The organism is Shewanella algidipiscicola, from assembly GCF_900380485.1.
Lineage (GTDB): Bacteria > Pseudomonadota > Gammaproteobacteria > Enterobacterales > Shewanellaceae > Shewanella > Shewanella algidipiscicola.
Map to the genome: position 1 here is coordinate 82,104 of NZ_OXJV01000017.1, position 17,186 is coordinate 99,289.

15 protein-coding genes and 2 tRNA genes are annotated in these 17,186 nt (G+C 45.3%); 5 read left to right on the plus strand and 12 right to left on the minus strand.

Annotated features, from left to right (window positions below; translation table 11 throughout):
• Window positions 1-14: 14 nt before the first annotated feature.
• The 5 genes from DN599_RS12595 to dapA all read right to left on the minus strand — a co-directional run bounded on the left by DN599_RS12595 (window position 15) and on the right by dapA (window position 6,904).
• Window positions 15-341 (minus strand): hypothetical protein, encoded by a 327-nt coding sequence (locus tag DN599_RS12595; protein WP_110457944.1) that lies wholly within the window; start codon window positions 339-341, stop codon window positions 15-17.
• 150 nt (window positions 342-491) lie between these two features.
• On the minus strand, window positions 492-3,590 hold the full coding sequence (locus DN599_RS12600; protein ID WP_110457945.1) for an efflux RND transporter permease subunit: 3,099 nt from the start codon (window positions 3,588-3,590) through the stop codon (window positions 492-494).
• The gene (locus DN599_RS12605) at window positions 3,587-4,672 is read right to left on the minus strand and encodes an efflux RND transporter periplasmic adaptor subunit (RefSeq protein ID WP_110457946.1); all 1,086 of its coding nucleotides are present in this window, start codon (window positions 4,670-4,672) and stop codon (window positions 3,587-3,589) included. Before DN599_RS12605 ends, DN599_RS12600 begins: the two co-directional genes overlap by 4 nt.
• Window positions 4,673-4,900: 228 nt before the next feature.
• Window positions 4,901-6,016 carry an outer membrane protein assembly factor BamC gene (gene bamC, locus DN599_RS12610; protein WP_110457947.1) on the minus strand — a complete coding sequence of 372 codons (1,116 nt, stop codon included), beginning with the start codon at window positions 6,014-6,016 and terminating at the stop codon, window positions 4,901-4,903.
• 3 nt (window positions 6,017-6,019) lie between these two features.
• The gene (gene dapA, locus DN599_RS12615) at window positions 6,020-6,904 is read right to left on the minus strand and encodes a 4-hydroxy-tetrahydrodipicolinate synthase (protein WP_110457948.1); all 885 of its coding nucleotides are present in this window, start codon (window positions 6,902-6,904) and stop codon (window positions 6,020-6,022) included.
• Between the two features lie 239 nt (window positions 6,905-7,143).
• Between dapA and DN599_RS12620 the strand changes: the two genes are divergently transcribed.
• Entirely contained in the window at window positions 7,144-7,698 is a 555-nt protein-coding gene (locus DN599_RS12620) for a glycine cleavage system transcriptional repressor (protein ID WP_110457949.1), read from the plus strand.
• Window positions 7,695-8,165, plus strand: a complete 471-nt coding sequence (gene bcp, locus DN599_RS12625; protein ID WP_110457950.1) for a thioredoxin-dependent thiol peroxidase — start codon at window positions 7,695-7,697, stop codon at window positions 8,163-8,165. Before DN599_RS12620 ends, bcp begins: the two co-directional genes overlap by 4 nt.
• Before the next feature lie 183 nt (window positions 8,166-8,348).
• Here bcp and DN599_RS12630 read toward each other — a convergent pair whose 3' ends face one another.
• The gene (locus DN599_RS12630; protein WP_110457951.1) at window positions 8,349-9,473 is read right to left on the minus strand and encodes an AI-2E family transporter; all 1,125 of its coding nucleotides are present in this window, start codon (window positions 9,471-9,473) and stop codon (window positions 8,349-8,351) included.
• A gap of 30 nt (window positions 9,474-9,503) precedes the next feature.
• Window positions 9,504-9,731: a sulfurtransferase TusA family protein gene (locus tag DN599_RS12635; RefSeq protein WP_110457952.1), complete on the minus strand. Its 228-nt coding sequence runs from the start codon at window positions 9,729-9,731 to the stop codon at window positions 9,504-9,506.
• 183 nt (window positions 9,732-9,914) lie between these two features.
• Between DN599_RS12635 and bepA the strand changes: the two genes are divergently transcribed.
• The 3 genes from bepA (at window position 9,915) to DN599_RS12650 (ending at window position 12,192) form a co-directional block, all read left to right on the plus strand.
• A complete protein-coding gene (gene bepA, locus DN599_RS12640; protein ID WP_110457953.1) occupies window positions 9,915-11,372 on the plus strand; it encodes a beta-barrel assembly-enhancing protease in 1,458 nt (485 codons plus the stop codon).
• A gap of 83 nt (window positions 11,373-11,455) precedes the next feature.
• Entirely contained in the window at window positions 11,456-11,803 is a 348-nt protein-coding gene (gene arsC / locus DN599_RS12645; RefSeq protein WP_110457954.1) for an arsenate reductase (glutaredoxin), read from the plus strand.
• A gap of 14 nt (window positions 11,804-11,817) precedes the next feature.
• Window positions 11,818-12,192, plus strand: a complete 375-nt coding sequence (locus DN599_RS12650) for a DUF2069 domain-containing protein (protein WP_110457955.1) — start codon at window positions 11,818-11,820, stop codon at window positions 12,190-12,192.
• 111 nt (window positions 12,193-12,303) lie between these two features.
• Here DN599_RS12650 and DN599_RS12655 read toward each other — a convergent pair whose 3' ends face one another.
• The 5 genes from DN599_RS12655 to DN599_RS12675 all read right to left on the minus strand — a co-directional run bounded on the left by DN599_RS12655 (window position 12,304) and on the right by DN599_RS12675 (window position 17,167).
• A complete protein-coding gene (locus tag DN599_RS12655) occupies window positions 12,304-13,191 on the minus strand; it encodes an IS982 family transposase (RefSeq protein WP_110457956.1) in 888 nt (295 codons plus the stop codon).
• A gap of 219 nt (window positions 13,192-13,410) precedes the next feature.
• The gene (locus tag DN599_RS12660) at window positions 13,411-15,285 is read right to left on the minus strand and encodes a cation:proton antiporter (protein WP_110457957.1); all 1,875 of its coding nucleotides are present in this window, start codon (window positions 15,283-15,285) and stop codon (window positions 13,411-13,413) included.
• 289 nt (window positions 15,286-15,574) lie between these two features.
• Window positions 15,575-15,651: transfer RNA gene (locus tag DN599_RS12665), tRNA-Asp, on the minus strand.
• Window positions 15,652-15,708: 57 nt separating this feature from the next.
• Window positions 15,709-15,785, minus strand: a tRNA-Asp gene (locus DN599_RS12670).
• A gap of 110 nt (window positions 15,786-15,895) precedes the next feature.
• On the minus strand, window positions 15,896-17,167 hold the full coding sequence (locus tag DN599_RS12675) for a TIGR03503 family protein (protein ID WP_420820871.1): 1,272 nt from the start codon (window positions 17,165-17,167) through the stop codon (window positions 15,896-15,898).
• Window positions 17,168-17,186 lie beyond the last annotated feature (19 nt).

The following is a 17,186-nucleotide window of genomic DNA, read 5'->3' on the forward strand; positions in this document are numbered from 1 at the left end:
TCAAGCCATCGCTATCATTGCTGCCCTACTAATAGTGCTATCCATTGTTGTGGATCACCGACAATAAATTGATATTGACTGCCATCTTTTAAGCTGACTTCGATACCGTTGGGGGTTATAGGTAATATCCCAGCACCTTTACCCCAGCAAGTATCGACCTTAACGATATCAACCAAAGCTAATAAGGTGGGGCCAATGATGGAGGACGTATCAAAAGGCTCAAACTGTAAATGATAACGAGTCTTGCTGAGTCGACCATCACAGTGAATCGCTCCTTTTTGCGCCGTCACCGGCGCAGATATTGTCCCCCCTGATGTCAGGTTCACTATCTCAGTTATCATCGCAACTAACTCCCTTATTACATCGCCATTGACGATAAAAAATCCTTGTTACGTTAAAGATACAACACCTTATTGACGTTGTTAATTAGCAAAACGTCATAGATAAAAAAAGCCAACCGAATAAGGTTGGCTTTGTATTCACCACTTAGACTAATTAGGTTGTTGCAGTTCTTGGTCGAGCTGCCTGCTAATCGCTTCGGGTGAACTGGTATTTTGCGCCAGCAATGAGTAGGCCACGGGGATCACCAGCAGTGTAAAGATAGTTGCAAGCACAATACCTGACAATACCACAACCCCAATCACAAAACGGGTCTCAGCCCCTGCGCCTTGCGCCATCACCAAGGGGATAGCCCCTGCCGCTGTCGTGATCCCAGTCATTAAAATGGGGCGCAAACGCTGGCTTGACGCTTGTACAATCGCCTCTTTAAATACCAACCCTTTGTCACGTAACTGATTAGTAAATTCAACAATCAAAATACCATTTTTAGCCGCTAAGCCGATCAACATAATAATGCCTATCTGACTGTAAATGTTAAGGCTTTGCCCTGTAAGCCATAAGCCAACCAGCGCGCCTAATGTGGCTAGCGGTACCGTCAGCATGATCACTACAGGATGAACATAACTCTCAAATTGCGCAGCCAGCACCAAAAAGACAATTCCCAAGGCGAGTAAGAAGACAAAGTACATTGAACTACCCGACTCTTGATAATCCAGCGACTGCCCTTTATAACTAATCACCGCCTCAGCTGGCAGATAGGTGTAGGCAAGCTCGTTAAGGTAATCTAACGCCTCGCCTAAGCTGTAGCCATCGGCCAAATTAGCCTCAATGGTGATTGCCCGCATTCGGTTATAGCGATTAAGCTGGCTTGCATCGGCAAACTCCTCCACAGACACTAAGTTAGCTAACGGGATCAACGCCTGAGTACGGTCTGAACGAACATAGATATTGGTTAAATCATGGGCGGTATTTTGATTGTCGCGCTCACCCTCGATGATCACATCATACTCTTCACCGCCTTGCATAAAGGTCGTCACGAGTCTTGAGCCTAACATCGACTCCAATGTGCGACCTATATGCGAGATTGATACCCCAAGGGCAGCGGCGCGATCTTTATCTATGACCACCCGCAGTTGTGGCTTGGTTTCTTGATAGTCGTGATCTAGGCCAATAAGGTTAGGATTATCTTTGGCTTTTGCCAATATGATGTCACGCCATTTAGCGATCTCTTCATAACTTGGGCCGCCCAAGACAAACTGTACCGGCTTGCCTACCCCTCGGCCAAATGCTTGTCGCATGACAGGAAAAGCTCGCACACCGGCGAGATCGGCCAATCGTGCCCGCACATCACCTATGATCTCAAAGGCGCTGCGTCGCTGCGACCAATCCTCTAGTACAATAATCGCCATCCCATTAGAGAAATCGGCACTACGACCAAAACTGCGCGGCGCCCTGATAAGCAGACGTTTAATATCACCGCTATCAACCAAAGGCATCAGGCGCGACTCAATTTCGTCCATATAGGGAGTAATATATTCAAAACTGGCACCCTGCGGCCCGTTGACGATTAAGAACATCGAGCCTCTATCTTCACGGGGAGCAAATTCTTGTGGCACTTGAGTCATTAGCCAGCCACTCATTCCCAGCGCAATAACCACCAGAGAGGACACCACAAATGGATGCTGCATCGCCTTGGTGAGCGTCGCACGATAAAAGAGTGTCAAGCTGTCCATTCCTGCATCAATTTTTTTCACCAACCAAGATTCCTGACCAGCAGGCTTGAGCAACTTGGAGCACATCATCGGACTTAAGGTTAAAGCCACAATGCTTGAGAACACCACTGCAGAACTCATGGCTACGGCAAACTCTTTAAACAGCTTACCTAAATCGCCCTCTAAGAAGGTGATGGGCATAAAGACGGCCACTAACACTAACGTGGTCGCGACGACCGCAAACGCCACCTCCCGTGAGCCTAAATAAGCGGCTTTTAAGGGGGAGTCGCCCTCCTCTATCCGCCGGTGGATGTTCTCAAGTACCACAATGGCGTCATCAACGACCATACCAATGGCTAAAATCATCGCCAGTAGGGTTAACAAGTTGATGGTATACCCTAAGGCATAAAGCACGATAAACGTGGCCATTAACGATACAGGCACTGTCAACGCTGGAATTAACATGGCGCGCACACTGCCCAAAAATAGGTAGATCACCACTATCACCAAAAACATGGCGATAAACAGTGTTTGATACACCTCCTTGACCGAGGCTTCGATAAATACCGAGCTGTCGTATGAGCGCTTAATCTCCATTCCTGCGGGCAAGGTAGGATTGATTTTATCGACTAGGGCATTGGCTGCCCGCGCCACATCTAAGGTATTTGCAGTCGATTGCTTAGAGACGCCAAGGCCTATCATCGACTCTTTATTGCCTCTAAAGGTGATGCGTTCCTCTTCTGAGCCCACTTCGACTCTCGCCACATCACCTAACTTAATCAGGTAGCCATCATCACCTTCAGCCAAGACTAAATTGGCAAAATCGTTGGCATTTTTAAAGCTACGCTCTAAGCGTACCGTAAAATGACGATCTTGAGATTCGACAGAGCCTGCGGGTAACTCGACGTTTTCTGAACGCAGCACTCGTTCAATATCGGCAACGGTCAGTTTTCGCGCCGCTAAGGCTTGACGATCTATCCACACTCGCATGGCATAGACTTTACCGCCACCGATGCGAATATTGGCCACACCATCGAGAACAGAGAAACGGTCAACTAAATAACGACGAGTATAATCAGTCAGCTGCAAAGTGTTCATCTGATCCGAAACCAGATTAAGCCACATGATCACTTCATCGCCGCCATTGGCCTTTTGCACTTCTGGCGGATCGGCTTCCTCAGGTAAATTGTTGAGTAACCCCGAGATGCGATCTCTGACATCGTTAGCGGCCGCCTCGATATCTCGGCCGACATCAAATTCTAACGTCACCGACGAACGTCCATCTTGGCTCGATGAATTAATATTACGGATCCCCTCGACGCCACTGATACGGTCTTCAACCAGCTGAGTTATCCGGCTTTCAACTACCGCTGCGCTTGCACCGCGATAATTAGTTTGAACCGACACTATCGGAGGATCGATATTGGGGTATTCGCGCAGGGGCAACTTATCAAATGCCACTAAGCCAAATATAATCAACAAGATGCTAATGACGGAAGCAAAAACCGGTCGCTTTACCGACAAATCCGTCAAGATCATACTAGGGGCTCCACCTTAGCCTGCTGAAGAAAACTAAAGTTTTCGCTCAGCTGCACTTTCACTTCATCACCTGGGCGAACCTTTAAAATACCGCGGGTCACCACTTGCTCACCCACCTGCAACCCTTCTACAATCTCCACCCAGCCACGTTTACGAATACCAAGTTTAACTTGGCGTTGCTCTATCACATTGTCATCGTTAACGAGATACACAAATTGATCACGCTGGATAGGAATAATCGCCGCTTCAGGAATAATTAAGGCTTCACGGTTTTGCTTGATAAGCTTGACCTTCATCAACATACCAGGCAATAAACGTAAATCTTGATTGGGCAAAGCCGCTCGCACGACAACCGCGCGAGTGGTGGGGTTAACTCGGCTATCGATGGATATCACCTTACCGCTAAACAGTTCACCATCGTAGGCAACCGCACTGGTTTCTACCGTCTTACCCACTTTAAGCGACTGCAAGAAGCGCTCGGGTACGGAGAAATCTAATTTAATAGTGGAGATATCATCGAGCGTGGTTATAACTGTACCTGGAGTCACCAAACTACCTTCACTGACTTGACGTAAACCAAGGCGGCCTGAGAACGGTGCAATTATGCGTCGGTCTTTTAATGCTGATTCTGCTTGCTCTAACTGTGCTTTGGCGGTATCGATTAAGGTTTGTAGTCGATCGCGTTCTAGTGCGGCTACTGTTTGGCTGGTCACTAGTGAGCTAATACGTGCAAGCTCTCTCTTGTGATCGTTCATCTTTACTCGAGCGACAGTAACACTGGCAATCTGTTCTCTGTCTTGTAAACGCACCAATAGGCGGCCTTTCTCGACAATGTCCCCATCTTCAAAATTCAGCTCGGTGATCATATCAGTCACTTTAGGCGTAACTGTGATCGATTCATTGGCTTTGCCCGTGCCTAATGCTTCAACTTCATCACGAATAGGCTGCATTTCAACCTTGGCAATAACCACATTAGGTATCGGCCTTGGCTTAATACTTAGCTGACTGCTAGATGGGTTGTTATAATAATAGGCGCCAGCGATTGCCGCTAATATCATTAAGATTATTATAGTTTTTTTCATCAATCTTCCGAATGGCATCAATTTGTTAACGGTAGTTTACCTAGGATTTAAGACGCATCAAGGGGTTTTACTTTTGGTTACAAACTTAACGCAAACAAAACACTGCTGCAGTACGCCCAAAATGGCTAAAGCGATCAATTGCGATTGACTGTGGGGTAAATCTTAACGATAACGCATAAAAAAAGAGGCTATACGAGCCTCTTTTTAACTTCATGACTGAATGTGAATTTAGCGCATTTTACGATCTTCTTGCATGAGATCGGCTAATGTCTGGTAGACAGTTTCAATCATCTCATTACTCAAAGGCTCGTCATTCATATCGTTAAGGTAAATACGCGTATTAGTATTATCCCTATCTTGTTCGATACGTAAACGATAGCTACCTTGTTCTAACGGAAGCTTGTTATCATTCCATAACGAACTCCAGAAACCAGAGTCGTCATTAACACTGATAAAATAGAGCCCTTTGTTACTGTCCATGTCGACAACTTCAAAGCCCATTTCTGGTAAGACAATACGTAAACGATCCCATGTGCGATTAAACGGCGCTTGGGCTAACCAATAACTCGCACCAGGCTCGGTATCAACGGTAGACTCGGCCTTCACTAGACTTACATCGATACCTAGACTCTGTTTCAGTCGCTTAGCCTTAATTAATTGCGCACGTTTAACACTCATAAATGCAATAGTGTTATTAAGCATATCAACCGTATAACGGCGTTTATCTTCACCGCTTAAGATAACATCTTGATCTTGACCGTCAAAACGCTCTTCATGATCAATCAGCTCAATAGCTAAATTACCACTACGGCCATGAGGACGCACATTAACGGTAAAGCGATAACGTTGACGCACTAAATAAACGTCATCTGCGCCCCATAAATTGGAGTCGATTAGCTCTTGGTTCTCTATCCAATCCGTTTCAATAATTCCGGCTTCATCATCTTCTTTAACCATCTTAATTGACTTGCTATTAAGATAGGCCTTAAGAATATCAAGCATCTCGGATCTTAAGTCGATATCATTATCAATCGATTCGACTACAACCTTAATACTGTCGCTCGATTCTTCAACGTGAGTACCTTCAGCCATAGGCAATACTTGTAATGGTGGACGAATATCCAGCTTTTTACCCACAAGGCTAGTATCGACCTTGTTACCAACGGGTGGGATATCATACTCACTGCTGTATTTAGGTTGATTAAGCCCTTGGGGTATCACCAACTTGGGCTGAGACTCCAATAACACATACTCATCGCTACCATTAGCCTGACGTCTATCAATGGGTGAACTACAGGCTGAAACAGCTGCAATCAGTAAAATTGGGGTGACTTGCTTTAGCATCTATTATTGAACCTCTATTCGGGCATTTTTCATCGCTTCTAGCAACAGACCATGAAACTGGGGGGAAAGTTCCGTCAAAGGTAAACGAATATGACCGTCATTTATCAAACCCATACGGTGAGCGGCCCATTTAACAGGAATAGGATTGGCTTCGCAAAATAGAGCACTAAACAGAGGTTTAATTTGCTCTTCTATCACAATCGCGGTGGCCATATCCCCGTTTAATGCGGCAGCACACATCACTTTAAACGCTTTAGGCACTATGTTGTTGGTCACTGAAATGACGCCGTCACCACCTAAACTAAGAAACTCTCGAGCCGTTGGGTCATCGCCACTATAAAGTTTAAAGTCGTTACCACACAGTTCACGTAACCTTGCGACGCGGCTGAGATCACCAGTCGCTTCTTTTACGCCAATAATGTTAGGCACAGACACGAGTTCAGCCACGGTTTCAGGTAACATATCTACCGAAGTACGGCCTGGTACATTGTATAAAATTTGTGGAATGTCGGTTGAGGCTGCAACCGCCCGATAATGTGCGATAAGCCCTTTGGGTGTCGGCTTATTATAATACGGTGTGACACCAAGCATGGCGGCAACGCCACTGTTTGCCTGTGCCTTGGTCAGCTCTATCGCTTCCGCCGTTGCATTGGCGCCATTGCCACCTATGATAGGTAAGCGTCCGGCTGCAAATTTAACCACGTGTTTGACCACTTCAATGTGTTCAGCCATGGGTAAAGTAGCAGACTCGCCAGTGGTACCAACCGCGACAATAGCGTCCGTACCCTGTTCAATATGGTATTCGACCAGTTTCTCTAGACTTGCATAATCGACTGAGCCATCACTATTCATTGGTGTGATTAAGGCTACAATGCTTCCGTTTATCATGTGACTTCCCCAAGGATTCAGGATTGGCTATGGTACTGATGCTAAGCGTTAAAAACAAGCATAACTCTCGCCACAGCGCGAGAATTTCACCTCATAGGCACACTGATTATTTGTTTGAGCGTTTGTTAAGACAGGGATCGCAAAATCACTAACATGTGTTAGCATGTCGTGCTTCAAAAAAACGTTATCGTTTAGCGGCGTTTTTTTGTACTATTTTCACAGCAACACGGGGGAATTTCATGTCTAATCATCTGGTCGTCACCGCACTGGGGGCGGATCGTCCCGGTATCGTCAGTAAGTTTGCACGCCTTGCGAGTGAATGTGACTGCGATATTGTCGACAGTAGAATGGCCATTTTCGGCAATGAGTTTACCTTGATCATGATGATTTCTGGTTCCTGGCCTGCCATCACTAAGATGGAAGCAAATTTGCCAGCATTAAGTGTCGAGCTGGGGCTTTTAAGCGTGATGAAACGCACCTCAAAGCACACACCACGCCATTATGTGTCACGCCTACAAGTCTCTTTTAATGGTCAAGATCAGCGTGGCACCATGAAACGCTTAACACAATTTTTGGCCGACCGCTCACTGGATCTTGCAGCCGTACGCTCACATGCTGAAGAAACCGCTGACGGTGAGCCAATACAAAATGTGTTTTTAACCATTAATGTGCCAGAGAAAGTGGATATCGAACAACTCGAACAAAATATCATCGAACTGGCCGACGAATTGAACCTTAGCTGCAATATTGAACGTATGCAGGGGATCGACAGCAATCAAAAGGAAAGCGAATGAAAACCTTAGCCCAAGGGGATGTAGCCCCAACCTTTACCTTAAAAGATCAAAACGATGAAGCCATTTCACTCGAAGCAGCATTAAAAGACGGCCCTGTATTGGTTTACTTTTATCCTAAAGCACTGACACCTGGCTGCACTGTACAGGCTTGTGGTTTAAGAGACAGTAAACCCCAACTTGACGCCAATCAGATCACAGTCTTGGGTATCAGCCCAGATCCTGTCGCTAAGCTGGCGCGTTTTGCCGATAAACATCAACTTAACTTCTCATTATTAAGTGATGAAGACCATGCCATTGCCGATGCATTTGGCGTGTGGGGCGAGAAGAAATTTATGGGCAAAGTGTATGATGGCATCCATAGGTTGAGCTTTCTTATCGGTCAAGACGGCAAAATCCTACATGTGTTCGATAAATTTAAAACCAAAGATCATCATGAAGTTGTTATGAAAGTTATTGATAGCCAGTAAGCAATAACGCATTAGCTAACAAAAAAGCCAGCTTAGTTGCTGGCTTTTTATTATCAAAATGATTGTTACAACATAAGTTATTACCGCGAAACTGGGCTTAACGCCCTATTCTACTGCGCTTAATCCGCACAGTCTTACCTGCCATGACCTTGCAACTCTTAGTACTTAAAAGAAAGAATACACTTAGTTCGATGGTGTAGCTGATGTCTGCTTATCAGCGGTTTCATCTTCAGGCTTATCTAACGTTAACGAAGCCGAGTTCACTTGCGGCCAAGCATTGATCACGGCTTTCACCAAAGACGCCAGCGGGATAGCGAAAAATACCCCCCAAACGCCCCATAGTCCACCAAACACCAACACGGCAGCAATGATAAATACAGGGTGTAAGTCAACGGCGTCGGAAAACAGCACAGGCACTAGCACATTGCCGTCGAGTGCTTGAATGATGCCATAACCTAACATCAAATAACCAAACTCAGGGCTCACGCCCCACTGAAAGAACGCCACCAAGGCAATAGGCAGAGTCACCAATGTAGCCCCAACATAGGGGATCAATACCGACAATCCGGTTAACACGCCCAATAAAGCGGCGTAACGCAGCTCCATAATGGCAAAAAACAGATAGCTGACCACGCCAATGATAAAAATCTCAATCACTTTACCGCGAATATAATTAAAGATTTGTTGATTCATCTCTAACCAGACTTTACGAGCTAAGTCACGATTAGACGGGATAAAGCGCTTGCTACCACGAATGAGCTGCTCCTTGTCCTTCAAGAAAAAGAACACCAATAATGGCACCAAAATGGTATAAACCATTAACACCAATAGTGAGGCTGAATAACCTATGAGCTGTTTACCTAAGTCCAACAGGTGCTGGGTATCGAGTAACTTTTTAAGCTCACCAACGGTCGCATCTAGCTGCTCGGTACTTAAGAACTGAGGATATTTTTCGACATACGCTTTGATGGTGATAAGCCCTTTATCAAGCATGGAGGGCAAATCTGTGACTAAGCCGAGCCCTTGTTTCCAGAGGCTGGGCACCAAACCGAACATCAGCAATATCATCATACCGATAAACAGCACCAAGACTAATGAAGCACCTGTGGTGCGATTGATCCCAATACGGCCCATTTGCGCGACAGGCCACTCAAGCAAAAAGGCTAATACTAAGGCAACCAACAGCGGCGCCAACAGCCCGCCAGCAAAATAGAGGGCCAGCGCAATACCCACAATGATAAACACTAGGGTTACCGCTTGGGGATCGCTAAATCGGTCTTTATACCAATTGCTTAATAAGGATAACATTCACACTTCCTACTCAGTCATGCATTACAATTACGACCCCGCTGTTTTAACTACGGCGAGCACTAATACTTGGTCATTATTTTGCTGTTCGGTGTACAGATAACCTTGTCGTGTTAAAAACCGCGGCGCATCTTGGCGTGAGCCTTTATCTGCAAGACTCACCAGCAGTTGCTCGCCATCACTCATCTGTTTAAGCGCCAACTTAAGCTTAACTAAGGCTAAGGGACATCGATAAGAGGTTAAATCAATAAAAGTCATAATCAACTTGCTAAAGACAAACTCCGGCTATTATCCTAAGTCTCTGACTAAACCACAAGTTATCAATTAAGTTGCAGTATACTTTGCTTTTATTACAAGGTGTCACTCGACATAAATGAACTAATTGTGCTCTATTCACTCTAATAATCAACATGATATGCTGATAGCCCGCTAAGGATAAGTTTGAGTAAAATTAACACAGCCAAGTCCCTCCTTGCGGGGGCGATGTCACTGGCCTTGTTTGCTGTAGCCCCTTTGGGTTTTGCTAATAATGACCTGCCGGATCTCGGCACGGCCGCGGTAAACACCTTCAGCTTAGAAAAAGAAAATACCTATGGCGATGCTTATATGCGCGTCATACGCTCATCTGCACCGATTCTTAACGATCCTGTCTTAAATCAATACATGACGGAACTAGGCAATAAACTGGTGGCTCACGCCAATGGGGTCAAAACCCCCTTTTACTTTTTTTTGCTGCGCAATGATGAGATCAACGCATTTGCGTTTTTTGGTGGTCATGTCGGTGTTCATACAGGCCTGTTCCTCAATGCAGATAATGAAAGCCAACTAGCATCGGTTATCGGCCACGAAATCACCCACGTGACTCAACGTCACTTGGCTCGCTCAATTGAAGCCAGAGATAAGAGCTCAACAGCCACCATGGTGGGTCTACTAGGAGCCATTTTGTTGACTATTGCGGCGCCGCAGGCGGGAATGGCGGCAATGGCCACCACTCAGGCTTTGGCAACGCAATCACAGATTAACTACACCCGTCTCCATGAGAAGGAAGCCGACCGAATTGGGATGCAAATATTAGTCGATGCCGGTTTTGACCCTAATGGCGCCGCCGACTTTTTTGCAAAACTGGCGACTCGCTACCGTTTTACCACTACACCGCCACAAATGTTGTTGACTCACCCACTACCTGAATCACGGATCAGTGAGGCACGTAATCGCGCCGCCCAATATCCGCATCGATATATCGCCGATAACCTCGATTTTCAGTTAGCTAAAGCCCGTATTCAAGTGCGCTTCTCAAGCTATAGTGAAGAGGCCGCATTAAGCCTATTTCAAAATCAGCTGAAAAAAGGCCAATATGAATATAAACAAGCTGCCGAGTACGGCTTAGCCTTAGCGCTGCTGCGTGCAAAGCAAACTCAACAAGCCGAAAAGATTATCGATGAACTACTGGCTCAAGCACCCAATAATTTGTTTTATATAGACACCAAAACTGACTTACTGCTGGAGCGCAAACAACATGACCAAGCAATTGCTATGTTGGAGAAACAGCGGCAACTAAAACCCACCTCTCAGGTGATCAATGTCAATTTAGCTAATGCTTATATTGAACACAAACAACCACTAAAGGCGATTCCTATTTTGGAGGAGATGATTTTCCTCGATAAACAAAATCAGTTACCTCTCTACCTACTCAGTGACGCCTATAAAGAGGTCGGCAATCAATCGATGGAGCATTACATTAAAGCCGAAGCAATGGCTTTAGCAGCAGATTACGACGGTGCGATTGACCAGCTTAATTTTGCCTATCGCTTATCAGAACAAGATCCACTACAACTGGCACGTATCGAAGCCCGTATTCGCCAATTTAAACAATCGAAGAAAGCGATCGAACAGCTGTAACATGGAGGTGAGCGAACTCTTTGTGACTCCGCTCACCTTTTACAGTAGAATATCGGCAACTTTTGACAACCAGCAGACAACCTATGACGCAAGTAAGTATTATTCATAACCCTCGCTGTTCAAAAAGCCGTCAAACCTTGGCGTTACTTGAAGAAAAAGGCTGTGATATTCAAATCATAGAATACCTTAAGACTCCTCTCACTCAGCTTGAGATCCGCGGCATTCTCGATAAATTAGCGATCACGCCTCGCCAATTGATGCGCACGAAAGAAGATGAATATAAATCCCAGGGGCTAGCCGATATTGAAGATGATGAACTGCTTATCCAAGCGATGGTAGACACTCCTAAACTTATCGAACGCCCCATAGTGTTAGCCAATAACCGTGCGGCGATCGGGCGCCCTCCCGAAAACGTATTAAGCATTTTATAAGGCGTCAATGGCCCATGAGCTCAAATAAGCTATTTCAAATCAGTCGAGCCTGCTACTTGGCCTTGTTGTTATTGATGACAGCCTGGTTTGGTAATCAAGGGCTAAGTGGCGAATATTCGCTAATTTTTAGTCTGTTATGGATATTGCCCTTACTGGCACCATTAAAAGGCATTTTAAGCGGCGATCCCTACACCTATGCTTGGGGCAGTTTTATTATCTGCCTGTATATGCTACACGGATTAACCTTACTGTATGTGACCGACACCGCCTTGGTATTTGCCGCGATTGAAGTGCTGTTACTGGCGATATTACTGATCACATTGCCATTTTATGCGCGAATTCGTGGCCGTGAGTTAGGGTTAGGATTAAAGAAGAAAAACAAGCAGTGAGCTAATACCTTTACTTGCTTACCCACGCCCAAGTTCACACAAAAAAATAGCCCTATGATTAACGCATTAGGGCTATTTTTATGTCAAAGTATTAGTTAACCTCAGATCGGTTTAACGTAACACTGAAATCACGTTGAATTCTGCTGATGTAATATTGAGTTGTGGCTTATTCTCTTTGAGTTGATAAGCCACTAAACCTCCTATCACATTAAGCATGAAACCATGTACGCTGCGGTGCCGCGTATGCTCTATTTGTGAGATGTTTTTTAGCTGGTCATTGATTGTTTCTATAATAAATCGTCTAGAAAGCATGGCTCTATCCCATAATGATAAAGCCTTTGCTTTCATATTTTTACGCACGTTATTAACGATAGTAACCCCACGTTCTAATAAGTCGCCTGCTAACGCTTTGCCGATATACCCCTTATCAGCATAGAGTTTATCCATTGATTCAACGACCATATCTTTTACGGGTTTAGTGTCATGCACATTCGCAGGTGTTATTTTGGCTGCAACGATGCCGCCTTGATGGTTCACAATAAGATGTAGTTTAAAACCATAGAACCAGCCCATCGTGCCTTTTCCTCGGCTGGCGAGACCTGCTAGCGTTTTATGCCTTGGAATTCGCAAATTATGACAAACNTTAATGCTCGTTGANTCAACGAACTCGATGCCTGTCGNTTCGCTTTTTAAAGAGGAAAAATAACTGCACATTGGAATGACGGCACTCGGCATGACTTCAAGAAATCGAGTGTAGCTAAGCAAGTTTGAAAAATCAGATTTGTAGAAACGAGCCAGATATCCAGTGTAAAAATTCTTGAAGTCACGATGATTAGACATATGAAAGGCGATGATAATTGTCATAATTTCACTCATCGTCATTCTGCCAGCGCGCTTACGCTTGCGAGTTCCATCGCTTAGACACTGTTGTTCCCATTGAGGAATAAAAACATTACAAAAATCATCGACATCACAAAATACATCCACTAAATTATTCATATGCCCTCTGCGTGATTGATTAATCTTGGTCGAGAGATCTGATCACAAAGAGGGCTATTAGTTCAATTTCTTATCCCGAGTTCAGGTTAGTTAAAACTACCCTATTACATTACAAGCCCATCAGGTTAGATAAGTCCCCTCTTTGTTGATGAGCGCATAATGGATGCAACAATAGATCTGATGTCAGGTGTTAAGTAGCAACTAAATGATTTACAACCCTTAACTATCACTATCAGTATAGTTATCAGCGGGCTTAGACTTAGCCTCTTTGACCTTTTTCGCTTTAGACTCGTCGCTAAGCTGAGTATCACTTAGGGCTTCGGCAGATAACAAGCTTATCAACTCAATGCCCACAGGTAAGTCTGTGATCGCCTCGGTAATAAGCTTCACTTTGCCCTCTTGCAGATAAATAAGCGGCAAGGCCATTTCACCGTAACGACGTTTAAAATCGGTAAACGTGAAGTTATCGGTAATGCTGGTTACCTTTATCACGCCACCTTTCGCCATGGTTGTGGCTAAACGGGTATAGGAAACTGACTCACCAAATAAACATAACCGTTGCTGATAAGATTCTGACAGCTTATGGCGGGCGCTGTTGCCCTCATTATTATTTAACCCAAATACTTTATCTTTGCCCAGTACATCTTGGTAATGAAAGGTCACTAATGGATTTAGCTGTCGATAAGGTGATAGCACTAATAAGCGGCCAACTCCACTCATATCGATCGCGTTTTCAGCATGCTCTGAAGCAGGATTACCGAAATACACCGGAATATTATCCATACGCGATAATCGAATGTTATCCCAATTATTATCGGCAAGGATCACCGGCACATTTTTACTCAATAAGACTTTGGCAAGTGCTCTGGCAAACTTTGAGGCCCCAAAAATAAGTAAACCTTGTGATGAGCCTGATTTTACTCCCAAAAAACGGGCCCAGCGGCTGGCTGTAAGGCTCTGTGCCACCACGGTGCCAATAATAATAAGAAACACTAAGGGCACTATCTGTTCGGCGCCGGGTAAACCTTGGCTTTCCAGTTTAATGGCAAACAATGATGATACCGCAGCGGCTACAATGCCTCGTGGAGCCACCCAACTTAAAAACCATTTATCTGCTCTGGCTAAAGAGCTGCCTATGCCGCAACACCACACACTAACGGGCCGTGCGATAAACATCACCACACACAGTAATGCAATACCTTGCCAGCCTAAATTCAGCAATGCTTGTGAGTCTAAGCGCGCCGCAAGTAAGATAAACAGGCCCGAAATAAACAATACCGTGAGGGTTTCTTTAAATTCGATAATATCGTCAATATCGACGCCGCGCATATTCGCCAGCCAAATACCCATCACAGTAACAGTCAGCAAGCCTGACTCTTCTTGCACCAAATTTGACAACACAAACACGCCCAGCATGATGGTTAATACGGCAGTATTTTTCAGGTAATGCGGCACGAGCGCACGACGGATCACAATGCCAATGGCGTAGCCTGCACTCGCACCTAAGCCGATACCAATACCTAACATATAGACTAAAGAGTGAAGCACATGGGTCGTTGGATCGGCAGCCACGGCAATGTATTCAAACACCAACACTGCCAGCAAAGCGCCAATGGGATCGATGACTATGCCTTCCCAACGCAAAATGCTGGCTAATTGTGCTTTAGGCTTGATACTGCGCAGCATGGGCACAATCACAGTTGGGCCTGTAACCACCACTAAGGCACCAAATAACATCGACAAATCCCAGCTGAATCCCATGATAAAATGGGTCGCACAACCTATGATGGCCCAAGTAATTAAAGTACCTATACTGACAAGGTTGGTCACCATCCGGCCGTGTTCGCGGATCTCAGAAAAGTTAAGTGTCAGCGCCCCTTCAAATAAAATCACCGCCACACCAAGAGAGATGCTCGGAAACAGTAGGTCACCAAATACAGCATCGGGGTTGAGAATCCCAAAGCCTGGCCCGACGAGCAGACCACATATCAATAGCGGTAAAATGGCTGGTAAACGAAGCTTCCAGCCTAGCCATTGGCAAAGAATGGATAAAATACCGACCAGTCCTAACATGGCAGTGATCTGTTCAACCATTGATATGTCCTTTCGTTTTAATCAAAAATATACACTCTACAGCATGCGTGACCCATGCATACTTGTCGATTTTTTTTCTAATTCCATCAATTGTTCGGTGCATAACCATGGCAAACATCAGCCATATCCCACAATGACATCAAGAGAATCAATGTGCGATGATAAGCAACAATAAAGCCATAGGGGAATGTGGGCGCTGTGAACTCGGCCGCAGTGGTAATGACATGCATGAGTATAAAAAATGTAAATTAAAAAAGCCCTAGCATCACTGCTAGGGCTTTTTTTAATTTGGCGGAGCGGACGGGACTCGAACCCGCGACCCCCGGCGTGACAGGCCGGTATTCTAACCAACTGAACTACCGCTCCAAAAAGGTCATGTAATCTTAAAACAACTAATATTACATTTTAAATTAGGCACTTGATTGGCGGAGCGGACGGGACTCGAACCCGCGACCCCCGGCGTGACAGGCCGGTATTCTAACCAACTGAACTACCGCTCCACATCAAGTTGCGATGCATATTACTGAGGCGATAAACCCTCGTCAATCATTATTTTAAAAAAGCGATTTGATTAGTTAAAAAATCACCAACTCATGTTAAATCGATTACTTTATGGCTTATTCGCAGGAAGATCTTCTGGCATTGATAAGTCAATTTCGTCCAGTGTTGGCCCTATATCTTGAGTCCGCTGCTGGGCTAAACGCGCTTCAGTTACGGCCAAAGCACGGTGCAAATTTTGCCGTTTGCGCCACACGGCTAAACCAATGAGGCCAAGTATCAACAAGGTTCCGTTAATGGTCATGATCCAAAATAAGGCATCCTCTTTCGCTTTTGCTTCGGCAATGGCGGCTTTTTGGGCGGCGATGGCGGCTAACTCTTCTGCCGTTGGCGTAGGTGCTGGCGGCGGCACTAAATTAAAAAATTGTTCAGGCAGTTTAAGTACCACTTCACGTCCACTTAACGTGGTGGATACCGCCGAGCCCTTAATACGATAACTACCAAATTCGGTGACTTTAGGCAGTTGCAGCTCAAGCGTTTTTTGCGTGATACTCTGCAGCGGTAAGTTTACCCTCATCCCGGCGGGGCCGGCCAGTTCAAACTCAAAATGGGTCGTCTCTAACGCCAACTGGCTATCATCAACAGCCAATTGCAACTGCCAACGCCCATTGAGATGATCATCTGGCTCCATTATCTGCAAGGTGATGGGCATAGGTGACAACACAAAGTTACGACGAAACTCGCGGTTGAAAATATTATTTTCTGCCGTTACTTGAAAGCTGTAATGGCCCCAAGGGTGGGTTAAATTGATCTCGCTGGTAAACACCCCATCATCGGGTTGCTCATCAAATTGTTCGCCATTATCTCTATAACTGCCCACGATTAAGGTGCCTTCGGCAAAATTTGCGTCGCCAGGGCGATGTTCACTGACAAAACGTACCGTCCAATTGACGAGATAATCAAGCCCAGGCATGCGCATGCGCTGCTCATCGCCCATTAATTTGGCGACAATTTTAAGGCGCTCTCCTTGATAAACCGGCTGTGGTAATGGCTGTACATCGATATTCAGCTTGGAGACTTGTTCAACTGTAGACCCCTGCGCCACCTGCCCTAAGAGTTGCCATGGGCCGGGCATGGGGTCTTTGATGCTGATGATGTCACCACTTAAACCATCGGCCCATTTAACAGACTCAGGATGACGCGACTGATACCATTTAGACCCATCGGGTAGCACCACAATCACAGGTGAGCTGCCGTACTCACGTTGTATAAATAAGGTTACCTCATCGACCATATGATCAATTCGAAAGCGATTTTTTAATGCTTTAGCATAAGTCGAATCGACCACTTGAGCGCCAACATTGATGCTAGCGAACCCCAGCATCAATGTCACACTGATGGAT